Raw genomic sequence first — 11,385 nt, forward strand, 5'->3', positions numbered from 1 at the left:
GCGGGGGGGGCTTTTTCCAACCCCCCCCCCGTTTGGGCCCTCCCTCCCGGGGCGAAACACCCCCCCGGGGGGGGGGGGGGGCCCCCCCCGGCCCCCCCCCGCCGCCGTATTCGGGCACGGATCATGCCCGATCCCACGTCCCGCACAGCGGCACCCCAGGTCCGAGACGGGCACGCCCCGGCACAACCGGGCACATACGGGCAGCATCAGGTTGGCAACAGGCCTGGTCAGCCGTGTGCGCCGGCGGTACAACTTCCCCCATGGCCCGAACGGGCGGTTCCACAGGGAGGTGGGTGACGGCATGAACACCATGACGGCGGAAGAGCGCCAGCGCGAGATCGTGCGGGCCGCCAGGACCACCGGTTCCGTGGACGTCACCGCGCTCGCCGCCGAACTGGGCGTGGCCAAGGAGACGATCCGCCGCGATCTGCGCGCCCTGGAGGACCACGGCCTGGTGCGGCGCACCCACGGCGGCGCCTACCCGGTGGAGAGCGCCGGTTTCGAGACCACGCTCGCGTTCCGGTCGACCAGTCACGTCCCGGAGAAGCGCCGGATAGCGTCCGCGGCCGCCGAACTGCTGGGCGACGCGGAGACCGTCTTCGTCGACGAGGGCTTCACCCCCCAGCTCATCGCCGAGGCGCTGCCCACGGACCGGCCGCTGACCGTGGTCACCGCGTCCCTGCCGGTGGCCGGCGCGCTCGCGGAGGCCGAGAACGTCTCCGTGCTGCTGCTCGGCGGCCGGGTCCGCTCCGGCACCCTCGCCACCGTCGACCACTGGACGACGAAGATGCTCGCCGGCTTCGTCATCGACCTGGCCTACATCGGCGCCAACGGCATCTCCCGCGACCACGGCCTGACCACGCCCGACCCGGCGGTCAGCGAGGTGAAGGCGCAGGCGATCCGGGCCGCGCGGCGCACCGTGTTCGCCGGCGTGCACACCAAGTTCGGGGCGGTCAGCTTCTGCCGGTTCGCCGCGATCGGCGAGCTGGAGACCATCGTCACCAGCACCCTGCTGCCCGCCTCCGAGGCCCACCGCTACTCGCTCCAGGGCCCGCAGATCCTCCGCGTCTGACACCGGGCCGACCAGGCCCCCCGCAGTCCCCCACCGGCACCTTCCCCACCCAGGCGTGCCCCATATGTCCACATAAGTACCTCAGATCTCCCAATCAGTTCTCCAGGAGCACCCATGCGAACCCAGAGCCGACGAACGCCCCGCGCCCTTTTCGCGGTGGCCGCCGCAGGAACGCTGACCACCTCGCTGCTCGCCGGCTGCTCGGGCGCCGGCGCAGGCGGCGGTTCCTCCGCCCACTCCATCAACGTCCTGATGGTGAACAACCCGCAGATGGTGGAGTTGCAGAAGCTCACCAAGGCCAACTTCACCAAGGACACCGGCATCAAGGTGAACTTCACCGTGCTGCCCGAGAACGACGTCCGCGACAAGATCAGCCAGGACTTCGCCAACCAGGCCGGCCAGTACGACGTGGCGACCCTCTCCAACTACGAGATCCCGATCTACGCCAAGAACGGCTGGCTGGAGCCGATCGACTCGTACGTCAAGAAGGACACCGCCTTCGACCAGCAGGACATCCTCAAGCCGATGCAGCAGGCCCTGACCGCGGCCGACGGCAAGCTCTACGGCGAACCCTTCTACGGCGAGTCGTCCTTCCTGATGTACCGCAAGGACGTCTTCCAGAAGAAGGGGCTGACCATGCCGGCCCGTCCCACCTGGCAGCAGGTCGCCGACCTGGCCGCCAAGGCGGACGGCGCGGAGCCCGGCATGAAGGGCATCTGCCTGCGCGGGCTGCCCGGCTGGGGCGAGATGCTGGCGCCGCTGACCACGGTCGTCAACACCATGGGCGGCACCTGGTTCGACAAGGACTGGAAGGCCCGGCTGGACGCCCCGGAGTTCAAGAAGGCCACGCAGTTCTACGTCGACCTGGTCCGCAAGCACGGCGAGGCCGGCGCCGCCCAGTCCGGCTTCGCCGAGTGCCTGAACGACACCACCCAGGGCAAGACCGCGATGTGGTACGACGCCACCTCCGGCGCGGGTTCACTGGAGGCCGCCGGCTCCCCGGTGAAGGGCAAGATGGGCTACGTCCCGGCACCGGTGGACAAGACCGACAGCTCCGGCTGGCTCTACACCTGGGCGTGGGGCATCCAGAAGGCCTCCAAGAACCCCGGCGACGCCTGGAAGTTCATCTCGTGGGCGTCGAGCAAGGGCTACGAGAAGCTCGTCGGCGAGCAGGCCGGCTGGGCCAACGTACCGGCTGGCAAGCGCACCTCGACGTACGACATCCCGCAGTACCGCAAGGAGGCGGCCGCCTTCGCGGACGTCACCCGGGACGCCATCGCCGGCGCCAAGCCCAACGACCCGGGCGTGCAGCCGCGGCCCGCACCCGGCATCCAGTTCGTCGACATCCCCGAGTTCACCGACCTGGGCACCAAGGTCTCCCAGGAGATCAGCTCCGCCGTCGCCGGCCGGCAGTCCGTGGACGACGCGCTGAAGAAGGCCCAGCAGCTCGCCGAGGCCGTCGGCAAGAAGTACGAGGGATCATGACCGCCACCGCCTCCCCCCGGGTCGCCGCCGCCTCCGCGCGGCCGGCGCCCCGGCCCCCGTCCGGCCGCCTGCGGACCTGGGCCACCCGGGCCCCGCTGCTGCCCGCGCTGGTCTTCATGATCGTGGTGACCCAGCTGCCCTTCGTGGCGACCGTGGTGATCTCGTTCTTCGACTGGAACGCGCTCTATCCGAAGGACCGTCACTTCACCGGCGTCGACAACTACCGCCAGGTCCTGGCCGACCCGGACCTGCGCCACTCGGTGTGGACGACGATCCTGCTGACGGTCACCGTGGTGCTGGTCAGCCTGGTCCTGGGACTGGTGGTGGCGCTGCTGCTGAACCACAGGTTCCGGGGCCGGGGCGTGGTCCGCACCCTGATGATCGCCCCGTTCCTGGTCGTCCCGGTCGCGGCGGCCCTGCTGTGGAAGCACGTCCTCTACAACCCCGAGTACGGCCTGCTCAACGGCCTGCTGCACTACGTCGGCGGCCCCCAGCCGGACTGGATCTCGGACAACCCGCTGATCGCGATCGAGGCCGCGCTGGTGTGGCAGTGGACGCCGTTCATGATGCTGATCCTGCTGGCCGGGCTGCAGAGCCGGGACCAGCAGCAGCTGGAGGCGGCCCGCGTGGACGGCGCCAGCGACTGGCAGGTCTTCCGCTACCTCACCCTCCCGCACCTGCGCCGGTACCTGGAGCTCGGCGGCCTGCTGGGCTCGATCTACATCGTGCAGAACTTCGACGCGGTCTTCACGATCACCTCCGGCGGACTGGGCACCGCCAACCTCCCCTACACCGTCTACCAGAGCTTCTACCAGGCGCACGAGAACGGCCTCGCCTCGGCCGCCGGCGTCGTGGTGGTCATCGGCTCGATCGTCATCGCGACCTTCGCCCTGCGCGTGGTGTCGTCCCTGTTCCGCGAGGAGGTGTCCCGCGCATGAACACCGCCCTGACCGCCCTACGGCGAGGCGGACTCGGGCTGGTCGCGTGGCTGACCGGGATCGTGTTCTTCCTGCCCATCGCCTGGATGGCGCTGACCTCCTTCCACTCCGAGGCGGACGCGGCGACCAATCCGCCGTCCTTCGCGGCCGCCCTGACCCTGGACAGCTACCGCGAGTTCTTCGGCGTCGGAGGCGGCGCGAGCCCCTGGCCGGCGCTGATCAACTCGGCGATGGCGTCGGTGGTCTCGACGCTCTTCGTGCTCGTGCTGGCCTTCCCGGCGGCCTACGCGCTGTCCATCCGGCGGGTGCGCAAGTGGACGGACGTCCTGTTCTTCTTCCTCTCCACGAAGATGCTGCCGGTCGTCGCGGGCCTGCTGCCGATCTACCTGTTCGCGAAGAACACCGGGATGCTGGACAACATCTGGCTGCTGGTCGTCCTCTACACCTCCATGAACCTGCCGATCGCGGTGTGGATGATGCAGTCCTTCCTCGCCGAGGTCCCGGTCGCGGTGATCGAGGCGGCGCAGATCGACGGCGCCCGCCTCCCGACGATCCTCGCGCGCGTGGTCGCCCCGATCGCGCTGCCCGGCATCGCCGCCACCTCGCTGATCTGCTTCATCTTCAGCTGGAACGAACTGCTCTTCGCCCGAGTCCTGACGGGCGTGGTCGCCGAGACCGCCCCCGTCTTCCTGACCGGCTTCATCACCAGCCAGGGCCTGTTCCTGGCCAAGGTGTGCGCCGCGTCGCTCGTCGTCTCCCTGCCGGTGCTCGCCGCGGGGTTCGCCGCCCAGGACAAGCTGGTCCAGGGCCTGTCGTTGGGAGCCGTGAAATGAAGGCCGCCGTCATCGAGTCCGTGGGCCGTGCCGTCGTCACCGAGGTCCCCGACCCCACGCCGGGACCCCGCGAGGTGGTCGTCGAGGTGGCCGCCTGCGGACTGTGCGGCACCGACCTGCACATCCTCCAGGGCGAGTTCGCGCCCAAGCTGCCGATCGTGCCGGGCCACGAGTTCGCCGGCGAGGTGGTCGGCGTCGGCACCCAGGTGACCGAGGTGGCGGTCGGCGACCGGGTCGCGGTCGACCCGTCGCTGTACTGCCACGAGTGCCGCTACTGCCGGGACGGCCACAACAACATGTGCGAGCGCTGGGCCGCGATCGGCGTGACGGTGCCCGGCGGGGCCGCGCAGTACGCCGTGGCGCCCGTCGCCAACTGCGTGAAGCTCCCCGAGCACGTCCGCACCCAGGACGCGGCCCTGGTCGAGCCGCTGTCCTGCGCGGTGCGCGGCTACGACGTCCTCAACTCCCGGCTGGGCGCGCGCGTCCTGATCTACGGCTCCGGGACCATGGGCCTGATGATGCTGGAACTCGCCAAGCGGACCGGCGCGGCGAGCGTCGACGTGGTCGACCTGAACCCGGCCCGCCTGGAGACCGCCCGCGCGCTCGGCGTCTCGGGGTCCGCCGCGAACGCCGACGAACTGGACCGCCCGCGCGGCTGGGACGTGGTGATCGACGCGACCGGCAACGCGGCGGCCATCCAGGACGGCCTGGACCGGGTGGCGAAGGCCGGCACCTTCCTCCAGTTCGGCGTCGCCGACTACGCGGCCCGGGTGACGATCGACCCGTACCGCATCTACAACCAGGAGATCACCATCACCGGCTCCATGGCCGTCCTGCACAGCTACGAGCGCGCCGCGGAACTGTTCGCCAACGGGGTCCTCGACCCGGACGTCTTCATCAGCGACCGCCTCCCGCTGGACAGCTATCCGCAGGCCCTGGAGCAGTTCGCCGCGGGCGTGGGCCGGAAGATCGTGGTGGTGCCGTAGAAGTTTAAGGGAACGGTAAAGGGAGGTCGTTCGTTCACCCGGCATGACAGCTATGACCCCTGGCTCGAACATCCCTCTTCCGGTCGCCCGGGTGGCGGTGGACGTCACCGCCCCGGTGCGGCTCGACGTGTCGGGCCTGCTGCTCACCGGCGACGGCAAGGTGCGCTCCGACGACGACTTCATCTTCTACAACCAGCCCAGCGGCCCGGGTGTGACGTACCGCTCCGGCGGCGGTACGTCCCCGGACGCGATCACCGTCGACACGGCGGCCGTGCCCCCGGGCATCGAGAAGATCGTCGTCACCGCGAGCCCGGACGCCGCGGGCCAGACCTTCCAGGGCATCGAGCCGACCGCCACCCTCCGCAACGCGGACGACGGCTCGGTGCTGGGCACCTTCACGCCTCCCCAGCTGGGCCCCGAGACGGCCCTGGTGGTCGTCGAGATCTACCTGCGCAACGGCACGTGGAAGGCCCGCGCGGTGGGCCAGGGGTACGCGAACGGCCTGGCCGGCATCGCGACGGACTTCGGCGTCACGGTGGAGGAGCCGGCCCCCGCGGCCCAGCCGGCGCCGGCCGCCACTCCCCCGATGCCGGCCGCCACTCCCCCGATGCCGGCCGCGCCGCCGGCCCCGCCCGCCCCGGGCAGCGGGAAGATCAACCTCGACAAGGGCCGGGTCAGCCTCCAGAAGAACCAGACCGTGTCCCTGGTCAAGGGCGGCAGCCCGCTGCTCTCCCTGGTCCACATGGGCCTGGGCTGGGAGCCCGCGTACGGCGGCCGGGACATCGACCTGGACGCCTCGGTCGTCGCCTACGGCCCGCAGCGCAACCACGTCGACAGCTGCTACTTCGGCAAGCTGTCCATCCTCGGCGGCGCGATCAAGCACTCCGGTGACAACCTCACCGGCGAGGGCGGCGGCGACGACGAGGTGATCGTGGTCGACCTCGGCCGGATCCCCGCCGAGGTCACCGGCCTGGTCTTCACCGTGAACTCCTTCTCCGGCCAGAAGTTCACGGAGGTCGCCAAGGCCTACTGCCGCCTGCTGGACGCGGCGACCGGCGAGGAACTGGTCCGCTTCGACCTGACCAACGCGGAGGCCCAGACCGGCGTGATGATGGCCAAGCTGGTCCGCCAGTTCTCCGGCGAGTGGGACATGACGGGCCTGGGCGAGTTCGTGAAGGCCCGCACGGTACGGAACATGGTGAAACCGGGCGCCCAGGCGCTGTGACGCCACGGTCCCGCGCCCCCGTCCGGGCGCGGGACCGCCTCCGCCGTCCACCCCCTGACGACGCACCCCGTGAGACTCCGGCCGTCGGCAGGTCCCTTCGCAGCGCTGTGAGGCCGTCATCACCCACGCGAGCCGCCCGCCGTCGCTGGAGGACGTCGTCGCCGAGGGCCTCGACGTCGTCTTCGTGGGCATCAACCCGGGTCTGCCGTCGGCCCTGCGCGGCCACAACTTCGCGACACCGGGCAACCGGATGTGGCCGGCCCTGCACCGCTCGGGCTTCACGCCCCGCCTGTTGCGGCCCGACCAGGAACGCGACCTGCTCGATCTGGGCCTCGGCATCACCAGCATCGTGCGCCGGCCGACGGCGCGCGCGGCGGAACTGACCCGCGAGGAGTACGTGCGCGGGGGCGCGGACCTGCGCCACCGGGTGCGGGCCCTGCGACCGGCCTGGCTCGCCCTGCTGGGCGTCACCGGCTACCGCGCGGCCTTCGGGGTCCGCGACGCCGGCATCGGCCCGCAGTCCGAGCCGGTCGGCGGGACACGGGTGTGGGTACTGCCCAACCCGAGCGGTCTCAACGCCCACTTCCCGCCCGCCGCCCTGGCCGTCGAGTTCGCCCGGCTGCGGGTCGCCGCCGGGCTGCCGGACCGCTCCGGGCTGCTCGGCGACGGTCCTTTCGACGAGACCTGACCCGTTTGCGTACCGCCGTGCGCGGTGGCGGAGTTGGGACATGTCGCAGTCGCGACACCGACGGCCCGTGACATGGACATCCACTCAGCTGATTCTTTCGAACAGCGCGCGAACCGGCGTCGCACGAAAGGTGTGTGGCTGATGGCATGGATCCGTCTCACGGCGGCGATATCGACGGCACTGGTGCTGACCACGGGAGGCATCTCGTCCGCCTCCGCCGGGGCGGCCTCCCCCGGCACCGCCGAACCGGCGGCCCGACCGGCGGCCCAACCGGCGGTGAAGAACGCGAGGACCGCCTCGACCGTACGGCTGGTGACCGGCGACCGTGTCACCGTGACGCCGGGTGCCGACGGGCGGCGCACCGCGTCGGTGGAGCCCGGCCCGGGCCGCCAGGACATCGTCTTCCGCACCTATGAGGAGGACGACGGCACGATGACCGTGCTGCCGTCCGACGCGGCGGACCTGGTGGCCGCCGGGACGCTGGACCGCCGTCTCTTCGACGTCACCGCCCTGCTGGCCCAGGGCTACGACGAGGCCGGCACCCCGGCGCTCCCCCTGATCGTCTCCCCGCAGCCGGGCGGCACCACGGCGGCGGCCCCCGCGACGGGCCGGTCGGCCTCGGCGGACAGGAAGGCCGCGGCGGCCACCGCCGACCGGCTCACCGCCTTCGGCGCGGCGGCCGCGCCCGAGCGTCGCCTGGAGAGCATCGACGCGACGGCCCTGCGGGTCGCCGACGCCGACCTCGGCGCCTTCTGGAAGACCCTGCGGCCGGACGGCGCGGCGGGCACCTCCCGGCTCGCCCGGACGCCCCGGGTGTGGCTCGACGGCCGGGTGGCGCCGACGCTGGACCGCAGCACCGCGCAGATCGGCGCCCCCGTCGCCTGGAAGGCCGGTTTCGAGGGCCAGGGCGTGAAGGTGGCCGTACTGGACACCGGTGTGGACGCCGGGCACCCGGACCTGACGGGCCGGATCGCCGAGTCGAAGGACTTCTCCGGCAGCGGCAACACCACCGACCACTTCGGCCACGGCACGCATGTCGCGTCGATCGTCGGCGGCACGGGAGCCGCGTCCGGCGGCACCCGGCGGGGTGTCGCGCCGCGCGCCGACCTGCTGATCGGCAAGGTGCTGGGCGACGACGGCTACGGCTCGGAGTCGCAGGTCATCGACGGCATGGAGTGGGCGGCCGCCGAACACGCCAAGGTCGTCAACATGAGCCTGGGTTCGGACGCGCCCTCGGACGGCACGGACCCCATGAGCCAGGCCGTCGACCGGCTCTCCGCCTCCGGGCAGACGCTCTTCGTCGTCGCCGCGGGCAACGCGGGCGAGGAGGGCGCGTCCACCATCGGCTCGCCCGGCGCGGCCGACGCCGCGCTGACCGTCGGCGCCGTGGACCGGGACGACTCGCTCGCGCCCTTCTCCAGCCGCGGCCCGCGCCTGACCGACAAGGCGGCCAAGCCCGACGTCACCGCGCCCGGTGTCGGCATCGTCGCCGCCCGCGCCTCGGGCACCGCCATGGGCACCCCGGTGGACGCCGACTACACCGCCGCGTCCGGCACCTCGATGGCCACCCCGCATGTCGCCGGCGCGGCCGCGCTGCTCGCCCAGCGGCACCCGGACTGGAACGGGCAGCGGATCAAGGACGCGCTCATCAGCACCGCCCACCTGGTGTCCGGCACCAAGGTGACCGAACAGGGCGGCGGCCGCATCGACATCGGCGCGGCCATGGGCACCCTCACCGCCACCGGCACCCTGACCCTGCCCGCCCTGGAGACCGGCGGCCCCGGCGGCCGGCGCCAGGCGGCGTCCCTGCGCTACACCAACGAGAGCGACCACCCGGTCGACGTCCGGCTGTCCGCGGCCCTGAGCACCGACAACGGTGTCACCCTCCCGGACGGCGTGCTCGCCCTCGGTTCGGACACCCTGCACCTCCCCGCCGGCGCCTCGGCCGACGTGCCGGTGCTCTGCGACGCCACGCACGCGGCGCGCGGCGCCTACTACGGCTACGCCACCGCGACCGCGGCGGACGGCACCGTGCTCGCCCACACCACGCTCTCCCTGGTCGTGCACACGCCCCTGCACCGGCTGACCGTGGTCGCCCGCGACCGCGACGGGGCCGTGATTCCCCAGGCCGCGCCCACCATCTGGGGTGCCGACGGCTTCGTCGGGTACGCGAGTCTGGATCCCGCGGTCGCCGTCGTCGAGGAGGGCACCTACCAGCTCAGCTTCGGCACGCTGGACAACGCCGCCGACGGGCAGGAACTGCGCGAGGTGGTCGACCCGCAGGTGAAGGTCACCAAGGACCGGACCGTCACCCTGGACGCCTCCAAGGTGACGGAGGTACGGATCCGCACGCCCCGGCCGGCCGAACAGCACGGCGTCCTCAGCTATCAGACCTACCGCAGGATCGACGGGAGGGGCCTGATCCAGGGGGTGATGTTCTTCGACGTCGCCAAGCGGATCTACGTCAGCCCGACCGCCCAGGTCACCGACGGCACCTTCGAGTTCGCCTCGCGCTGGCAGCTGACGGCTCCGCAGCTGACCGCCCGGGTCACGGACACCTCGCGGTCCTTCGCCCCCTACTACCTCCCGGCGTCCCCGGTCTTCGACGACAAGGGCGTGCGGCTGACCGCGGCCGACGCCGGAACGGGCAGCGCCGCCGACCTCAGGGCCGCCCACGTGCGCGGGAAACTCGCCGTCGTGCGCTACGACTTCGGTGACGACACGGCGCTCGCCCGGGCGGCCGCGGACGCCGGCGCCAAGGCGCTGATGCTCGTCATGCCGCAGGGCTTCTACCCCTGGACCCGGTGGAGCCCGGACGGGGCGCGCCTCGCCCTGCCGGTCATGCGCGCGGGCACCGCGGACGGCACCGCGATCCTCGACCGGGCGGCCCGGCGGACCACCGCCGTCCAGTTCTCCGGCACGGTGCGCAGCCCGTACCTGTACGACGTCATGCAGGTGTCCGAGCAGCGCGTTCCCGAGCGGCTCGTGCACACCGTCTCCGCCCACGAGAGCGCGGTCGTGCGCGCCACGTACGCCCGCACCGGGGCCTCCGGCTGGGCCAGCGAGCAGCGTTTCGCCTGGCGGCCCTACCAGGACACCGCATGGAACCAGTACTCGCGCGAGGTACCGGTGGGCGGGCAGCGCACCGAGTACGTGACGGCCGGCGACACCCTGTGGAACCACGTCGTGCACCACGACACCGTCATGGACCGCGACACCCCGCTCCAGGCGGGCATGCAGGACGCGGCGCACCGCTACCGGGCCGGACAGCGGGCCGCGGAACGGTGGTTCACCGCGCCGGTGCGCCCCTCCCTGCCCCGCGCCGTGGGCTGGCCCGCTCCGACGCGCTACGGCGACACCCTGTCCCTGTACGTCCCGGAGTTCACGGACGCCGACGGCCACTGGGCGTACGCGGAGCGGGACGCGCTGGGCGGTGTCGGCACCCGTGCCTCCGGTGCCGCCGACACGGCGGTGGCGGACCTGTTCCGCGACGGCAGGCGGGTGGCGCACTCCGAGACCGGTGCGTGGGGCACCTTCGAGGTGCCGGCGGGCCGGGCCGCGTACCGGCTGGACCTGGCGACGGGGCGCGACTCCGACGACTGGCGCTTCGGCACCCGTACCGAGACGTCGTGGACGTTCGGCTCGGACACCACCGAGGCCGCCTCGGTGCTGCCGCTGCTCCAGGTCGACTGCGCCGTGCCCGTCGACGCCCGCAACGCCGTCGGCCCGCAGCGCGGCCACACGCTGGGCTTCGACGTCCGCATGCCCGACGGCCTGGCCGCACCGCGCGGTACGCGGCTCACGGTGGAGACCTCCTACGACGACGGGAAGACCTGGGTGACGGCTCGGACCACGAAGAAGGGGTCGGGCGGGCACTTCACCGCGACCGTGGAACGGCCGTCGCGGGTGCGCGGCGACGCCTATGTCACACTGCGGGTCACGGCGGCCGACGACGCCGGTCACGGCGTCCGGCAGACGATCGAACGCGCCTTCCTCCACCCCGGCGCCACACGGCACTGACCGGGTGCCGTCACCGGGACGGAAGGGCGGCGGGCGCCGGGGGCCCCCGCCCCCGCGGGCGCCCCCCCCCCGGGCGGCCCGCCCCACCGCCGGGCGAGCCGGGGGGGCGCGGCGGGCGCCGGCCGGGGCCGAGGGGGC

8 protein-coding genes are annotated in these 11,385 nt (G+C 72.5%); all 8 read left to right on the forward strand.

The features are described 5' to 3' along the window. Positions 1-301: 301 nt before the first annotated feature. The 8 genes from ACIRQ9_RS40120 to ACIRQ9_RS40155 all read left to right on the forward strand — a co-directional run bounded on the left by ACIRQ9_RS40120 (position 302) and on the right by ACIRQ9_RS40155 (position 11,247). Positions 302-1,072, forward strand: coding sequence for a DeoR/GlpR family DNA-binding transcription regulator (locus ACIRQ9_RS40120; RefSeq protein ID WP_404185666.1), 771 nt, complete (start codon positions 302-304; stop codon positions 1,070-1,072). Positions 1,073-1,186: 114 nt separating this feature from the next. Further along, on the forward strand, positions 1,187-2,557 hold the full coding sequence (locus ACIRQ9_RS40125; RefSeq protein WP_404185669.1) for an ABC transporter substrate-binding protein: 1,371 nt from the start codon (positions 1,187-1,189) through the stop codon (positions 2,555-2,557). Then, positions 2,554-3,495 carry a carbohydrate ABC transporter permease gene (locus ACIRQ9_RS40130; RefSeq protein ID WP_404185672.1) on the forward strand — a complete coding sequence of 314 codons (942 nt, stop codon included), beginning with the start codon at positions 2,554-2,556 and terminating at the stop codon, positions 3,493-3,495. Before ACIRQ9_RS40125 ends, ACIRQ9_RS40130 begins: the two co-directional genes overlap by 4 nt. Then, on the forward strand, positions 3,492-4,328 hold the full coding sequence (locus ACIRQ9_RS40135; protein ID WP_404185675.1) for a carbohydrate ABC transporter permease: 837 nt from the start codon (positions 3,492-3,494) through the stop codon (positions 4,326-4,328). Before ACIRQ9_RS40130 ends, ACIRQ9_RS40135 begins: the two co-directional genes overlap by 4 nt. Then, positions 4,325-5,314: a zinc-dependent alcohol dehydrogenase family protein gene (locus ACIRQ9_RS40140; RefSeq protein WP_404185678.1), complete on the forward strand. Its 990-nt coding sequence runs from the start codon at positions 4,325-4,327 to the stop codon at positions 5,312-5,314. The genes ACIRQ9_RS40135 and ACIRQ9_RS40140 overlap by 4 nt, the downstream gene beginning before the upstream one ends. Positions 5,315-5,366: 52 nt before the next feature. Beyond that, on the forward strand, positions 5,367-6,539 hold the full coding sequence (locus tag ACIRQ9_RS40145) for a TerD family protein (protein WP_404185681.1): 1,173 nt from the start codon (positions 5,367-5,369) through the stop codon (positions 6,537-6,539). Positions 6,540-6,684: 145 nt separating this feature from the next. Then, positions 6,685-7,227, forward strand: coding sequence for a G/U mismatch-specific DNA glycosylase (mug, locus tag ACIRQ9_RS40150; protein WP_404185687.1), 543 nt, complete (start codon positions 6,685-6,687; stop codon positions 7,225-7,227). Between the two features lie 141 nt (positions 7,228-7,368). Next, positions 7,369-11,247, forward strand: coding sequence for a S8 family serine peptidase (locus tag ACIRQ9_RS40155; protein ID WP_404185684.1), 3,879 nt, complete (start codon positions 7,369-7,371; stop codon positions 11,245-11,247). The last annotated feature ends 138 nt before the right edge of the window (positions 11,248-11,385 follow it).

The sequence above is a fragment of the Streptomyces sp. NPDC101237 genome (assembly GCF_044767465.1).
GTDB classification, from domain to species: domain Bacteria; phylum Actinomycetota; class Actinomycetes; order Streptomycetales; family Streptomycetaceae; genus Streptomyces; species Streptomyces gramineus.

What these genes read in the sequence shown, in the direction of transcription:
- ACIRQ9_RS40130 (WP_404185672.1), top strand. Translation starts at nt 2,554, where the DNA reads ATGACCGCCACCGCCTCCCCCCGGGTCGCCGCCGCCTCCGCGCGGCCG.
- ACIRQ9_RS40140 (WP_404185678.1), top strand. Translation starts at nt 4,325, where the DNA reads ATGAAGGCCGCCGTCATCGAGTCCGTGGGCCGTGCCGTCGTCACCGAG.
- ACIRQ9_RS40125 (WP_404185669.1), top strand. Translation starts at nt 1,187, where the DNA reads ATGCGAACCCAGAGCCGACGAACGCCCCGCGCCCTTTTCGCGGTGGCC.
- ACIRQ9_RS40155 (WP_404185684.1), top strand. Translation starts at nt 7,369, where the DNA reads ATGGCATGGATCCGTCTCACGGCGGCGATATCGACGGCACTGGTGCTG.
- ACIRQ9_RS40145 (WP_404185681.1), top strand. Translation starts at nt 5,367, where the DNA reads ATGACCCCTGGCTCGAACATCCCTCTTCCGGTCGCCCGGGTGGCGGTG.
- ACIRQ9_RS40120 (WP_404185666.1), top strand. Translation starts at nt 302, where the DNA reads ATGAACACCATGACGGCGGAAGAGCGCCAGCGCGAGATCGTGCGGGCC.
- ACIRQ9_RS40135 (WP_404185675.1), top strand. Translation starts at nt 3,492, where the DNA reads ATGAACACCGCCCTGACCGCCCTACGGCGAGGCGGACTCGGGCTGGTC.